Below are 15,812 nucleotides of genomic sequence, written 5' to 3' on the forward strand. Positions count from 1 at the left end.
ATCGTTAGAAGTTGTAACACCTACGGCCTCACATTTTATTTAAATCACTAAATACGTGTAATTTATGGCACTAACGGAAAAGTCATTTAATTTTAACATTGCTGGGTAGAGAATCTTTTTTTCTTGTTCCAATGTTGATTAATTTCTTTTCAGCTTTTAAGCTATCCTTAACTTTTTTCTTAAGCTTACTCTTGTCACTTCTTTGAAGTAATTTATCAACTAACTCTTTTGTGTTATCATAATCAACTCGCCATGACAAACCTATTCCATGTGTATACCCCTCTAAATCAGTAACATCATACTCAATGTCATTTTGCCTAGTATATGCTTTGGCTCTTAACGTACCTTCATCATTTAAAGGGAGTTCTACTTCAACTTCTCCTACAATATTGTTCTGTTGTGTGTTTGTACTCACTGGCACCCCAACTTTACCATTAACAATAAGTCTATCTGCAATTGTACTTGAAAAAGAAACTCCTAATTCATCGCTCAAATCATAGGTATTAACATCTTCTTTACTTGCAATATCATAAGTAACACCTAATTCAAATTTATCTCCTTTTGATTTTAAAATACCTGAAAGAACTTTAGCTATTTTTTCTGATAAATTTCCGGTTAACGCAGCATTAGTATCAAAATTAAAACTTCCGTCATCTATAGGCATAAAGGAATTGGCCATTAATAATGAAAAAAACTGAGTCATTTTAGCATCTTCATTACTCAATTTAAATTCCAATTCTGAATTTATCGATGAATTTTGATTGACAAGCTCAACATCAAAATCAATTTCAGAATTCAATAATTGACCCGTAATTTTAGCAATTAGATTTACATCTATTTTACGATTAGAACTTTGATCTATATTATCTAACAAAACAGAAGGATTTGCTTTAGTTTTATATATTGCGTTTATATTTAAAAATGCATCAAATGGATTACCATTCCAAATTACTTGTCCACCCGGTTGTACTATAAAATCTTTATTTACAATATTTCTAAATTCATAAATACCATTAGAAATTACATAAACTCCATTGATAACAAATTTACCATTTGTATTTATTTCAATACCCATATACCCATTACCACTACCCCTTAGAATACTCCCTGTATTTTTATCAATAACAATTTCAGCAATAGCATTATCTCTAACTTCTAAATCAAAATTCAGATTTAATCCTTTTAGTTTGTCAAAAATTACCTCGTCGCGTTTGTTTTTATCAACACCATTTTCGGCTAAGGTTACAAAATTAATTAAACCCGAGTCTCCAATAGTAGAAACATCACTTAGCGGAACAATAAACTCTGTACCCGGCATTGTTGCTCCTTCAACATTAATAGTTAATTGATCTGTATATCCTTTAATACTGGCTGTTCCATCCATAAAGGCCGTTCCATAATATTGTACATCTTCGTCTTCAACAGTATTTAAAACCAATAAATTATCAGTATCAATATTTAAATTTAAATACCATTTTTTAAACTTATAATGAATAATACTTCCAAACAAACTACCTGTAGTATTCTTATCTATATCAGTAATTGTTGTCGGTAAAAATTTAAATGTTCTGTTACTTAATTCTACTTTAGAATTATTAGCAATATCAAAATCAACATTTAAGTATGGAATTTTAAGTCCTGCGTTATCTAAGGTTAACGTACCATTAAAATCGGGATTTTCAAGTAAACCAGACACAGTCCCATTTCCTTTTATCTTACCTCTTATATTGGTAAGTACATCTTTCCCTAAATCGCTAAAAGAATTTATGTTAAACTCGTAAAAATTATAATTGGCAAGAATTGTAGGCTGCTCTACTGAAAAGTCAATTTCACCATCAGCAACAAATGTATCAAATCGCTCATTCGTTAATCTTGCGGCTATTTGATATTGATCAATTGAATTGTCTCCTTGTGCTGTTACAAAAAGATTACCTTGTTTTATATCATTTATATAAAAATCATTAATGGAAACATTTGCTAACGGAAAAGACTCTCCATTCATTTGTTTGTAATTAACTTTTCCATTTACTAAACCCTTCATAACAAAACCATCGATATATGGGGTTATGCCATTTAGATCTACATTTTTTAAATTTAATGTAAGATCTTTATTGCTTTTACCATTAATAATACCGGCCATATCAATTACCTGATCTTCATGAGAAACCGTAAATTTATCAAAAGCAAAAGTGTTAAATCCTTTGTCAAATACAATTTTATTCTGATTGTTATTGGTCGGATTTATAGACCAATTGTTCTCTTTAAAAACAATATTGGATTTTTTTAAACCTACAACTGATTTATTATTCTCGTTAATTGTATGATAAAAACTTAAATCATATTTTTCTTTTAAACCTTTGCCTCCAATAAAATCAGTTCTGAAAAACAGCGTGTCATTCAGAGTTACATTTACTAAGTTAAGGTCAGCAACATTATAATACTTGGTATTTATTTCATCTACACTTAAAAGGGTATTATAAATTGGATTTTTATTATCAATCTGTAATCTAATATTCTCAATTAGGTTGTCATAGGCATCAATGTGTGGCGATTTCACCGTCAGTTCAAATTGGTCTGAATCAGAACTAATTACTCCTTTAATAGTAGAATTAGCACCAATTTTTACATCTGGAAAAAATACATCAACAATCTTATTATAAATTTTAAAATTGAAATCGACAAATTGCCCTTTCGTTACAACAGCAGGTGTATAATTAGCATAAATACCAGCAAAGGAATTTGTGGCTAGTTTTCCTATTTCATTATACTTAAAGATCCCTTTTATTTTACCTTCTATTATATCCGTTGAGTTAATAGTTACAACCCTTATACTATCTTGAAATTCTGACGCGACTTTAAAATCAGTAAAAAAGTAATTATCATTTTGATTGGTATACGAAGCATTAGAAAAGTTTATTTCACCTGCAATATTATCTAAAGAATTTCCGCGTAACTTTATATCTATTTTTCCTTTTAGAATTGCCATTGAATCTCTTTTAAAGAGATTGAGCTTATTAAAATCAGAATATTCAACGTCTGCAACAAAATCAAAATCATATACTTCTTGAGACAAATCAGCCAAGCCTGTAAAGCTCATTTGCAAGTTTTCATCTTTTGAGACTACACTTCCATTAAAATGTTTGTTTTTAAATACACCATTAATGTCTATATCGTTATACGTATAACCTTTATATTGATGTTTAAATATATTACCATTTATGGAAGTATTAATATGATCTAATGTAAATCCTTTACCTTTTATATCAGCAATTAATGATAATTTACCAACAAGACTGTCTTGTATAATTTTCCCAAACTCTAAATCTACAAATTCAATTTCTCCGACATATTTGGCATTATTGATATCATTGATATCTGTCATTTTTAAATTGGTAATAATTTTACCCAAATCTGTTTTAACAATAACATCCGCATTCATTAAACGCGTCGTTATGAATGATTGTCCAGTTACACTAAACCGACCCAATTTACCCACTGCTGGAGGCAAATTTTCACCTAACAGATTAGGCAATATTATCTTTAAATTTTCGTAATTAGATGTTAGTTCATTAATATTTGCTGTTAATGAAAATCCATTTTCTTTATTTATCGCATTTTTAAAATGAAAATGCCCATTAATTATAGACTTTCTATTTGATTCTAATTCAAAGTTAGTTAGCTTAAAGTCATTTAACGTTCCGTTTAAATTTGTAGTAAAATTAACTTTATCATTTAATCCAAGTTCATTATAAAACTTATTCAAATCAATTAGTGATACTTCCGCTTTAGTAACAGCTGCATCGATTTGTACCTTATTATTAAAATCTGCTAAATCTTCCCGTTTATAATTAAAAGTAAAATCAGCATTAACGCTAGAGTTCTTTGTTTCCAAATAGGTGGCGTCAAACGTCATTTTTGTTTTAGTATAAATAAAATTTGAAGTCAATTGTGTTACTTCAATACCATGATTTTCTATCAGAGAAACCCTTCTCACGTTTGCATAAACTTTGGGTCCTTCAATTTTAAAATCATCTACAATGCCAATAATATTCTTATAATACACAATTGCATCTTCTTGCTTATTTTTATCAAATAAATAAAAATTAGCATTGTCAATATTTAACTTGGAAGAAGTTAATAAAAAGGGGGTTGTTGATGGTTTTGAATCCTTACTATCAAACTTATCAATAAAAACAGATAAGTTATCTTGTTCTTCACCATTATAGGTCTTCATATGCATATAAAGGCCTGAAACATCAACTTCACCAAATTCAAGTTTATTATCTAAAATATTTTTATAACTAAAAACTGATGTAGAAATTTCATTTACGTAAATTAAAGTATCATTATGATGATCGTCAATTTGAACTCCTTTTAATTTAACATTGCCCAAATATGATAAATCCACTTTTTGAACAACAATATTGGTGTTATAGGTTTTATTTAAACTGTTTGTAACAATTTTGGCAAGTTTCGTTTGTACTATGGGTAGTGAAAGAAGAACAACAGATACGACCACTAATAATAATAAAATTAATAGTGTTCTTACAATTATTTTTTTTGCTCTTTTGATAGTTTTAAATGTTATAAATTTGCCGTGCTAAAATTACACAATTTACAGGTACAAATTTTATGCCTTAAATACATAAATTTACCTTAATTATTCATATTATGTATTTAGTTACAAAACCCATTAGGTTCAGAGGTAAAATAGCATGCTCTCTTACTATAATTAAGGAGTATAAATAAAATAATAAGGTTAAACTTGAAAACAAATAATTCAACATATATTTTAGCTATAGAATCATCTTGCGATGACACAGGGGTAGCTATCTTACACAACGACAAAGTATTGTGTAATGTTGTGGCTAATCAAGAAATTCATTCACAATATGGTGGTGTGGTTCCTGAATTGGCCTCAAGAGCACATCAGCAAAATATTGTTCCTGTTGTTGCTCAAGCACTTAAGCAAGCTGGAATTGATAAAAAACAATTGAATGCTATCGCATTTACAAAAGGCCCAGGTTTAATGGGGTCTTTATTAGTGGGTAGTTCTTTTGCTAAATCCATGGCATTAGCTTTAGACATACCACTTATAGGAGTCAACCATATGCAAGCTCATATCTTGGCTCATTTTATAAATGATGATAGTCAACAAAAACCATCTTTCCCATTTTTATGCTTAACGATTAGTGGTGGACACACACAGATTGTAAAAATAACAGATCATTTTACGATGGAAGTTATTGGAGAAACCATTGATGATGCCGTTGGTGAAGCTTTCGATAAATCTGCCAAAATTTTAGGCCTGCCTTATCCTGGCGGTCCATTGGTAGATAAACATGCTCAATTAGGAAATCCGAATGCTTATATTTTCACAAAACCAAAAACTAAAAATCCACTCGATTTTAGTTTTAGTGGATTAAAAACTGCTATTCTTTATTTTATTCAAAAACAAGTTAAAGAAAACCCTAATTTCATTGAAGAAAACCTAAATGATATCTGTGCTTCTATACAATTTACGATTTCGACTATACTAATGGATAAATTGAAAAAAGCCGTAAAACAGACGGGCATTAAACATATCGCCATTGCTGGAGGAGTTTCTGCAAATTCTGAAATACGAAAAGTCTTAAAGGAAGCTGAAAACAAATTCGATTGGACAACGTATATACCTAAATTTGAATACACGATGGATAACGCCGCAATGATTGGAATTGTAGGGTATTATAAATATTTAGATGAACAGTTTGATGATTTGGGAATTACCGCAAGTGCCAGAATGAAATTTTAGATCTTAAGGTAAAGAAATCCTACATACTATTTCTTCATTTTATTAATCTCCAATGCTTTATCAATCCAATATTCTAAATCAACATCCAGATCAAAACCATTTGGAGTTATAAAAATATACCCTTTCATTGGTCTTCCCGTAAAGTCCATTGGTAGACAGACCTCTTTTTTAATTTCTTCTTCATAAGCTTCCATACCAATTTTAGCCATCAACAAACTATCTCCATATTTCTTATCTATATGGATACCGCATGTCATTTTTTCGTTGACCATAAAAATTAAGCCACCCATCATTTTTTTACTATTAATTGAAACGTTTTTAGTTTTCAATATTTCATTGATTCGTTCACCTAAATGTTCATCGTAGGCCATAGTTAAATCTCTTTGAATTTTAAAGGTTCAATTTATAAAGAAAATACTCATAAACAAAAATCCCAAACTCTAAGAATTAGAATTTGGGATTTTATATTTTATAAAAAGTTTATTATTATCCGAGCATTGCTTCGGCAATTTTCTTGTAAACACCTTGTTTTAGTTTATCTCTAATCTCAGAAAATGCAATTATTGTCGCTTTTACATCGTCTAACGTATGAGCTGCAGTTGGAATCATTCTTAATAAAATCATTCCTTTAGGAATTACAGGGTATACTACAATTGAACAGAAAATACCATGATTTTCTCTCAAATCATTTACCATAGCCATTGCTTCTGGTATATCACCTTCTAAAAATACGGGTGTTACACACGTATTTGTATTCCCAATATCAAATCCATTTTCTTTTAAACCTGATTGTAATGCATTTACATTTTCCCACAGTTTTTCTTTCAACTCAGGCATGGTACGTAACATATCCAAACGTTTTAATGCTCCTTTAACCATAACCATAGGTAATGATTTTGCAAACATTTGCGAACGCATATTGTATTTTAAGTACTGAATAATATCTTTATCAGCAGCGAAAAATGCTCCAATACCAGCCATAGATTTTGCGAAAGTGGCAAAATAGACATCAATACCATCTTGAACACCTTGCTCTACACCCGCTCCTCTTCCACCTTCACCTAAGGTTCCGAATCCGTGAGCATCATCTACTAAAAATCTAAAATTATATTTTTCCTTAAGAGCAACAATTTCTTTTAATTTACCTTGTTCGCCCCGCATACCAAAAACACCTTCTGATATTACTAAAATTCCACCACCGTTTTCAGTAGCCATTTTAGTTGCTCTTTTTAAGTTTTTTTCTAAACTCTCTACATCATTATGTTTGTAAACAAAACGCTTACCTGCATGTAAACGCACACCATCAATAATACAGGCATGTGTATCCATGTCATAAACAATAACATCATGTTTTGTAACTAAAGCATCTATCGCAGATACCATTCCTTGATACCCAAAATTAACTAAATATGCAGCTTCCTTATGAACAAACTTCGCACACTCTTGTTCTAATTGCTCATGAAATTGTGTATGCCCAGACATCATTCTGGCACCCATTGGGTATGCCATACCATGTTCTGCAGCAGCTGCAGCATCGGCTTTTATAACTTCTGGATGATTAGCTAAACCTAAGTAATCGTTTATACTCCAAGTGATCACTTTTTTACCGTTAAAACCCATTCTATTTGAAATAGGTCCTTCTAACTTTGGAAACACATAATATCCTTCCGCTTGCTCGGCCCATTTACCTAAAGGCCCTTTATCGTTAATTATTCTTTCAAATAAATCTTTCATCTCGAATCTCTAATTTAATTTTGCAAAGTAACGTATTTTTTAACGTATTTTGAACTACCTCACCACTCTTTTTTAACAAGTTACTAATTTTAAATGAATTATATAAAAAAAAGGCTTCACGAACGAAGCCTTTTGAAACTTTAAATCATTTATTTTATAAATTCAATTTCTGAATGTGCAAATTTTTCTGTATCGAAAAAACCTTGTTCTTGCATCCAATCATCACTATAAATTTTACTCATATATCTTGAACCGTGATCGGGAAAGATCACAACTACCTTACTATTTTCATCAAATTCACCTTTTTTCGCTAATTGAAATACAGCTTGCATAGCGGCTCCACTTGTATAACCAGCAAAAACACCTTCTGATAATGCAATTTCTCTAGCTCTATGGGCACTATCTTCATCACTTACTTTTTCAAATTTATCAATAACATCAAAATCTGTTGCAGTTGGTATCAAATTTTTACCTAAGCCTTCAATACGATATGGATAACTCTCTTTAGTGTCTAATTCTCCCGTTTCATGGAATTTTTTCAATACTGAACCATATGCATCTACACCAATAATTTTTATATTAGGGTTTTGCTCTTTTAAATATCTTGAAGTTCCAGAAATTGTACCACCAGTACCACTAGCAGCAACTAAATGAGTTATTTCACCATCCGTTTGTTCCCATATTTCAGGTCCAGTAGAGTTATAATGTGCCTCAGTATTTAACTGATTAAAATATTGGTTGATATAAACTGAATCTGCTATTTCTGAATGTAACTTTTTTGCAACATTATAATAAGAACGAGGATCGTCAGCACTTACATGAGCTGGGCAAACATATACCTTTGCTCCCATGGCCTTTAACATGTCAATTTTATCACTTGACGACTTTGACGTTACTGCTAAAATACAATCGTAGCCTTTTATTCTACTAACCATTGCAATACTAAAACCAGTATTACCTGATGTAGTCTCAATTATTGTTGTGCCTTTTTTAATTAAACCTTCTTTTTCAGCTTGTTCAATAATATGATGGGCAATTCTATCTTTTGTTGAATGACCTGGGTTATAACCTTCAAACTTTGTATAGAACTCACCTTCTAATTCGTCGGTAATTTTATTTAATTTAATCATTGGTGTATTACCAATAAGCTCTAAAATGTTCTGGTTAATACCTAATTTATGACTCATAAAAAATCAATTCTAATTACTATTAACTAACGGGCAAATTTAGTCCTTTTTTTTAAATCACTTTTAAAATATGGTTAAAAAACGCCATTTTAACATATAAAAAGCTGATAATTAATTTTTTACATTCTCATTTTCACTATTAAAATATACAATTAGAACGGATTTATTTCATTAGTAAACTCTAAATTTAACATCAACCTAATTGGATATGTTACCTAAAACACCCTCTGTTTAATATAACAAATATGAATACAATGTTACTTTGGACGTTGATAATCCAATCTTTTTTTTAATTGAGGTATTGCATAGCCGTCTAAACCGTTTATGGCTGCCACTTTACCTAAGGTTAGGTTAATAAAACCATCCTTATCCAACATATCATCTTTTATATGTAAATCAATGATTTCACCAATCACTAAAATAACACCATTGCTCTTTATTTCATATTCTTCAACAAACTTCATGGCCAATTTTACAGGAGCACCTTTAACAAAGGGAGCTGTAAAAGCATTTAGGTACTCTGGTTTTAAATCTGTCTTTTCAAACTCTGAGATGAGCTTGTCATATTTTGCAGAAGTATGGTGAGCATCTTCTATAATCTCTTCATTAATGTGATTGATGGTATACACTCCGGTCTCCTTAATATTTTCATATGTATTTCTAGCAACTGTTGTTGGTCTAAAAAACACACCTAACAATGGCGGATGAGACCCCATGTGGGTTACCGAACTAAACACAGCTAGGTTTTCAAAATTATCTGCCGATTTAGTACCTATTAAATTAGCCGATTTATAACCCGTACAACTATTTATTAGATTAATTCTATACAGATGATGCAAATTATCAAGATCGGCTTTACTAAAATAGGCCATTACAACTTCTTAAAATTATTTATTTTCACTCCTTGCGATTTTAAATCAAACATTAAATTATACAAACCAAAAAAAGTTCTGTTTATATAAATAAAATGCTTAGACCCTCTATTTCCATTCATTTTTCTCAATTCGGTACTCTTAGAATAGCGTTCGCCCAATTGTCCTATTTTTTCGAAAAATTCAGGATTTGAAAAATCAAAAACTTCTTGATGTAGTGGCTGCGTAAATAAGCTCAACATTTCATGAAACATTTTGGTAAAAAATTCAACCTCCTCTTTAGAATCATCTTCTCTTAAGATTTCTAGTTCATATAGCTTCTCCTTAAAAACGGCGGGATTATTAATATTATCTTCTTCAGCCAGTTCGAAATAAGGAATATAAAATTCTTCTGGAATTTCTTTTATACATCCAAAATCAATGACAATTAGCTTACCTTCTTTATTAATTAAAAAGTTACCAGGATGTGGATCTGCATGTACTTTTTTCAATTTATGAATTTGGAACATGTAAAAATCCCAAAGAGCTTGGCCTAACTGATTTGCCATTTCTTGATTGTCATTATGAGCTACAAATTCAGATAAATGCTCTCCGTGCATCCAATCCATGGTAATAATTCTCTCCGAAGAAAGTTCTTTATAATATCTAGGGAAAAGCAAATTAGGAATGTGCTTAGCGGCATTTACCATAGCTATACTTTGTTTCACCTCTAAAATATAATCGGTTTCTTCAATCAACTTATCTTCTACTTCCTTAAAATATTTACCAGAATCTTTACCTTTTATATTAAACATGCTCATAGCTATCGGTTTAACCATAGCTAAATCTGAACTAATACTCTGAGCAACTCCGGGATATTGTATTTTTACCGCCAACTCTTTATTGTCTTTTTCTGCTTTATGCACTTGACCAATACTTGCCGCATTGACTGAAGTTGAATTAAAAACATCAAAGATTTCATTAGGATGTTTACCAAAATACTGCTTAAATGTTTTGATGACTAATGGAGGTGATAAGGGCGGTACAGAAAATTGAGCCAACGAAAATTTTTCCACATAGGCATTGGGCAAAATATTCTTTTCCATACTCAACATTTGAGCCACCTTTAAGGCACTACCTTTTAACTGTTTTAGGCCATCATATATATCGTTGGCATTATTTTCATTTAATCTTTCTTTCGCTTTTTCTTCTGTATTAATAATTTTATCTCCATAATACTTCAGGTAGTTAACACCAACCTTAGCTCCAGTCTTTACTAGTTTTGAGGCACGTTGTATTTTTGAAGTTGGAATACTGTCGATCGTTTTCATATGTTAACTTTAAGTTTTATTAAATCACTGAGAGCATTATTTACCATAATTGATTTTAAACAATTACAGTTTCATCTTTTCTTTGTATAAAAATTTACCTAAATCAATAATACTTTTGATTGGTTGTGTATCTATTAAATCAAAACTTGTATTAACTGCTTTTTCAATAAACACATCTGTTTTTTCGAAGTTTTTCGAAGTGTCATCCATCCAAAATTTTAGGGTAACTATTAATTGTAACCAAGCCGATTCTTTTAACGTCTTTTGTTGAAATTTCACCAACCTAGCTTCTTTCATATCGACCATTTCGATATCCAAACTATCAATGTAATCTGTAAATGCTTTTTTTAATTCTGAAAGTTTAGTTATACTTTTCAATTTATTTCCATCAACTTTCAAAGCTTGTAAAACATAACTTCTATTTGCCGTAAGGTTTTCGAAAAATGTGAAATAAAAACTCAATAATTTGTCTCTCGATTCATATGAGGCATACTCTTCGCTTTTATGCAATGTAATAAGCGTATTCTCAAAAAACGTTTTAAAAACACTTTTTTCTAAGGCTTCAAAAGTACCGTAGAAATTGTAAAAAAGAGCTTCATCAAAATTGTTATGTTTTGCAAAAGCATAAACGGTCTTTGGTTGTTCGTTGTGTTCTAATACATAGTCCATATAAAAAGACATCAGATCATTTTCGGTAATATTTTTCTTTTTTGCCATGACGTTTAATTTAGAATGTAAAGATACTAATTGTTTAACTTTAATAACAATTAATTAAACAAAATATTTTGTTAAATAAAAAAAGTGCTCAATTAAGGCACTTTTTTTTATATATACTTTCAAAGTGATTATTCGCTAATCCCTTCCATTTCAAGAATAAATCCATAATCTCTTGCAGTGTCTTTTAATGCATTAAATCGGCCTGAAGCTCCTCCGTGACCAGACTCCATATCGGTATGCATAACTAGTAAATTATCATCTGTTTTATTGGCTCTTAATTTAGCCAACCATTTTGCAGGTTCATAATACTGAACTTGACTATCATGTAAACCGGTAGTGATTAACATATTTGGATATGCTTTTTTCTCAACATTATCATAAGGCGAATAAGACAACATATAATCGTAATATTCTTTTTCATTCGGGTTTCCCCATTCGTCATACTCAAATGTTGTTAGTGGAATAGTTTCATCTAACATGGTAGTAACAACATCCACAAAAGGTACTGCTGCAACTATTCCATTGTACAATTCTGGATTCATATTAATAATACCACCCATTAATAATCCTCCCGCTGATCCACCCATTGCATATAAATGATCTGCTGACGTATACTTCTCTTCAATCAAATATTTTGAGCAATCTATAAAATCAGTAAACGTATTCATTTTATTAAATAGTTTACCATCTTCATACCATTGCCTTCCTAAATATTGGCTTCCACGAATGTGAGCCAATGCAAAAACAAATCCTCTATCTAGTAAACTTAAACGTGTCGTGCTAAAGCCATCTGGAATCGTTGCTCCATAAGAACCGTAAGCATATAAAAGTAACGGTGAATCTTTATTAAGCTCGGTATCTTTTCTATACACCATGGAAACGGCCACTTTCTTGCCATCTCTAGCAGTAACCCAAACTCTTTTACTTGTGTAATTATTCTTATCAAACTTACCACCCAATACCTCTTGTTCTTTCTTAATCTCTTTAGACTTATCTTTCATGTTATAATCTATAACAGAAGCCGGAGTTGTAAAAGAATTATAACTATAACGAAGTGTATCCGTATCAAATTCTGGATTACTACTAACATTTACTGAATACGTTTCTTCGTTAAAAGGTAAATATTCATCAGCTGTTCCATCCCATCGTTTGATACGAATCTTATTCAATCCATTAGAACGCTCTTCCAAAACTAGATAATCTTTAAAAATTGAAATGTCTTCTAACAAAACATCGTCTCTATGTGGAATAACATCTACCCAATTATCAGAACTTGTCTTGTCAATTGGCGTTTTCATCAGTTTAAAATTAGTTGCCTTGTCCTTATTCGTATAGATATAAAAATAATTTTGATAATGAGAAATATGATATTCCAACCCTTTTACTCTTGGCTGCACCATTTTGAATTTATCATTAGGAGTATCTGCAGACAAAACCTGATATTCAGTGGTTAATGTACTACTTGACCCAATGGCTATAAATTGATTTGATTTACTTTTAAAAACATAAGTACTGTACGTATCATCAGCCTCAAAAAATATTTCAATATCTGTTGATGCATCTGTACCTAAAACGTGCTTAAAAATTCGTTCTGCTCTTAAAGTAGTTGGGTTTTTCTTCGTATAAAAAACAGTTTTATTATCATTGGCCCAAACTGAAGACCCTGATGTACTTTCTATCTTTTCAGGATAAATTTCACCAGTTTCTAAATTTTTAAACTGTAAAACATATTGGCGACGACTAATGGTGTCAACAGCAAAAGCTGCTAATTTATTATTTGGACTCACATTTAATCCGCCTAAACTATAATATTCATGACCTTCTGCAAGTTTATTAACATCAAACAACAACTCTTCTTCAGCATCTAACGTTGCTTTTTTACGAGCATATATTGGGTATTGACCATCTTTAATATAACGTGTAATGTAGAAATAACCATTATCTTTATAAGGTACAGACTCATCATCCTCTTTAATTCTAGATTTCATTTCTTGAAATAAATCTTCTGTAAATTTCTCAGTATGACCCATTTTTTTATCAAAATAGTCATTTTCCGCATTTAAATAATCTAAAACCTTCTGCGTATGCTCATCAGGTGTTTTTGAATTTTTCTGCTCATCAGATAATCGCATCCAATAATAATTATCTATTCTAGTATCACCATGAGTCTCCATTTCTTTCGGAACAACATCTGCAATAGGTGGTTTTATATCTTCTGTTTGCATCTTATCTTTTTTGCATGAAGTGGCAAAAGTAAGTGAAAGTATCGTTAAAAGAAAGGCTATTTTTTTCATTTTATGTCTTTTATTATTTTGGTCTAAATTAGTAAATTTGCAATTAACAAGTTAAATAAAGAATATGTTTGGAGATTTACAAGGAATGATGGGAAAACTTAAAGAAACCCAACAAAAAATTGAGGAAACTAAAAAGCGATTAGACACTGTTTTTGTTGAGGGCTCAGCGAATCAAGGAAAAATTAAAATAACAGTGTCTGCCAATAGAGTGGTAAAAAATATTGTTATTGACAGTGTTGTGTTAGAGGATAAAGAAGAATTAGAAGATTATTTGATCATTGCCATGAATGATGCTCTTAAAAAAGCGAATGCAATTAATGATGCGGAATTGGCTGCCGCTGCAAAAGACGGGATGCCTAATATTCCTGGATTAGACATGTTTAAATAAACAAGAATTAGGAAATTAAGCATCGTCAATACTATTTTAGTTTCATTTTGAGTATATTATTTTTTTGTAAACGAAGCGGTAAATGCTACTTTTTAAATTGGAATCTACTCAATTATTTAAATTTAATTGTTAAGCATAGACACTCTATGTTATATTGTTTGTCATTTTTAATTCGGATAAGTTTGTCCGAATTAAAAATCTACCGTACATTTGTATCAAATACATAACGATATGTTTTCTAAAGCCTGTGAATACGGTATTAAAGCCTCGACATACATTGCCTTACAATCGTTGCAAGACAAACGTGTGAGCCTTAAAGAAATTGCAGAAGAAATTAATTCTCCTGTTGCCTTTACGGCGAAAATACTGCACCAATTGGCGAAAAACAATATTTTAGATTCCGTTAAAGGTCCCGCTGGTGGATTTCAAATTGAAAAAGAAAATGTTGAGAAATTGAAATTAAGTCATGTAGTTTTTGCAATTGACGGAGATTCTATCTATTCGGGTTGTGGTTTAGGTTTAGAAAAATGTAATGAACAGCAGCCCTGCCCTTTACACGACAAGTTTGTAATCATACGCAACGAACTTAAACAAATGCTAGAAGAAACGAGTCTGCTTGACTTAACTTCAGGTTTAGATTTAGGGATCACATTTTTAAAACGATAAAAAAAATTACAATTAATTAAGATAAAAAGGTAATAATATCATATTAAATAATAATTATGGATAAAACAATAGAAAAAACAATTGGTCAAATAGTAGCAGAAGATTATAGAATTGCACAAGTATTCAAAAATCATGGTATTGACTTTTGTTGTAAAGGAGATAGAAGTGTTGAAGAAGTTGCACAAAAAAATAATGTAGATGCTTCCCTACTTTATAAAGAAATAGAAACCATACAAAATCAAAATACAAATGAAAGTATCGATTTTAAATCATGGTCTTTAGACTTATTGGCTGATTATATTGAGAAAAAACATCACCGTTATGTAGAAGCAAAAATACCTGTTTTAAAACAGTACTTAAACAAATTATGTAAAGTACATGGCAGCCGCCATCCTGAGTTGTTTGAAATTACTGAACATTTTAATGCATCAGCTGGTGAGCTGACTGCACATATGAAAAAGGAGGAGTTGATTCTTTTCCCTATCATCCGGAAAATGATAGACGCAAAACTTAAAGGTTTAGAAATGTCTAAACCTCATTTCGGAACCGTCGAAAACCCAATAGAAATGATGATGAATGAACATGAAAATGAAGGAGACCGATTTAGAGAAATTGATCGTTTAAGCAACAGCTATACCCCACCTGCCGATGCATGTAATACCTATCAGGTGACATTTTCCTTATTAAAAGAATTTGAAGATGATTTACATCAACATATCCATCTTGAAAATAACATACTTTTCCCAAAAGCTATTATTTTAGAAAAAGAAATAGCCTTTCAAAACTAGCTAAAATCTAGTTTTATAAGAAAGTGTACTAACACTATTAAAATAGAAGAATCGAGATGAAT

12 protein-coding genes are annotated in these 15,812 nt (G+C 30.7%); 4 read left to right on the forward strand and 8 right to left on the reverse strand.

Annotated features, from left to right (window positions below; all coding sequences use genetic code 11):
* Positions 1 to 82: 82 nt before the first annotated feature.
* Positions 83 to 4,408, reverse strand: a complete 4,326-nt coding sequence (locus JBL43_RS20380; RefSeq protein ID WP_198840132.1) for a translocation/assembly module TamB domain-containing protein — start codon at positions 4,406 to 4,408, stop codon at positions 83 to 85.
* Between the two features lie 357 nt (positions 4,409 to 4,765).
* Here JBL43_RS20380 and tsaD point away from each other — a divergent pair, with 357 nt between their 5' ends.
* A complete protein-coding gene (tsaD, locus tag JBL43_RS03675) occupies positions 4,766 to 5,794 on the forward strand; it encodes a tRNA (adenosine(37)-N6)-threonylcarbamoyltransferase complex transferase subunit TsaD (protein ID WP_198840133.1) in 1,029 nt (342 codons plus the stop codon).
* Between the two features lie 26 nt (positions 5,795 to 5,820).
* On the opposite strand, the gene JBL43_RS03680 is transcribed toward tsaD, so the two are convergent.
* The 7 genes from JBL43_RS03680 to JBL43_RS03710 form a co-directional block, all read right to left on the reverse strand.
* A complete protein-coding gene (locus JBL43_RS03680; RefSeq protein WP_198840134.1) occupies positions 5,821 to 6,165 on the reverse strand; it encodes a TfoX/Sxy family protein in 345 nt (114 codons plus the stop codon).
* Positions 6,166 to 6,280: 115 nt separating this feature from the next.
* Positions 6,281 to 7,528, reverse strand: a complete 1,248-nt coding sequence (gene capB / locus JBL43_RS03685; protein ID WP_138948787.1) for a cysteate-C-fatty acyltransferase — start codon at positions 7,526 to 7,528, stop codon at positions 6,281 to 6,283.
* Between the two features lie 149 nt (positions 7,529 to 7,677).
* Positions 7,678 to 8,715: a cysteate synthase gene (gene capA / locus JBL43_RS03690; protein ID WP_198840135.1), complete on the reverse strand. Its 1,038-nt coding sequence runs from the start codon at positions 8,713 to 8,715 to the stop codon at positions 7,678 to 7,680.
* A 257-nt stretch (positions 8,716 to 8,972) separates the two neighbouring features.
* On the reverse strand, positions 8,973 to 9,587 hold the full coding sequence (locus tag JBL43_RS03695; RefSeq protein WP_198840136.1) for a flavin reductase family protein: 615 nt from the start codon (positions 9,585 to 9,587) through the stop codon (positions 8,973 to 8,975).
* The gene (locus tag JBL43_RS03700) at positions 9,587 to 10,897 is read right to left on the reverse strand and encodes an ABC1 kinase family protein (protein ID WP_198840137.1); all 1,311 of its coding nucleotides are present in this window, start codon (positions 10,895 to 10,897) and stop codon (positions 9,587 to 9,589) included. The genes JBL43_RS03695 and JBL43_RS03700 overlap by 1 nt, the downstream gene beginning before the upstream one ends.
* Positions 10,898 to 10,960: 63 nt before the next feature.
* Positions 10,961 to 11,614, reverse strand: a complete 654-nt coding sequence (locus tag JBL43_RS03705; RefSeq protein ID WP_198840138.1) for a TetR family transcriptional regulator C-terminal domain-containing protein — start codon at positions 11,612 to 11,614, stop codon at positions 10,961 to 10,963.
* Positions 11,615 to 11,742: 128 nt separating this feature from the next.
* Positions 11,743 to 13,908: a S9 family peptidase gene (locus JBL43_RS03710; protein ID WP_198840139.1), complete on the reverse strand. Its 2,166-nt coding sequence runs from the start codon at positions 13,906 to 13,908 to the stop codon at positions 11,743 to 11,745.
* A 64-nt stretch (positions 13,909 to 13,972) separates the two neighbouring features.
* Here JBL43_RS03710 and JBL43_RS03715 point away from each other — a divergent pair, with 64 nt between their 5' ends.
* The 3 genes from JBL43_RS03715 to ric all read left to right on the forward strand — a co-directional run bounded on the left by JBL43_RS03715 (position 13,973) and on the right by ric (position 15,750).
* Positions 13,973 to 14,296 carry a YbaB/EbfC family nucleoid-associated protein gene (locus JBL43_RS03715; RefSeq protein WP_198840140.1) on the forward strand — a complete coding sequence of 108 codons (324 nt, stop codon included), beginning with the start codon at positions 13,973 to 13,975 and terminating at the stop codon, positions 14,294 to 14,296.
* 231 nt (positions 14,297 to 14,527) lie between these two features.
* Entirely contained in the window at positions 14,528 to 14,962 is a 435-nt protein-coding gene (locus tag JBL43_RS03720) for an RrF2 family transcriptional regulator (RefSeq protein ID WP_198840141.1), read from the forward strand.
* A 56-nt stretch (positions 14,963 to 15,018) separates the two neighbouring features.
* Complete coding sequence (gene ric / locus JBL43_RS03725) at positions 15,019 to 15,750, forward strand: iron-sulfur cluster repair di-iron protein (RefSeq protein WP_198840142.1); 732 nt, start codon at positions 15,019 to 15,021, stop codon at positions 15,748 to 15,750.
* Positions 15,751 to 15,812: the final 62 nt, after the last annotated feature.

The sequence above is a fragment of the Aureibaculum flavum genome (assembly GCF_016406085.1).
GTDB lineage: Bacteria > Bacteroidota > Bacteroidia > Flavobacteriales > Flavobacteriaceae > Aureibaculum > Aureibaculum flavum.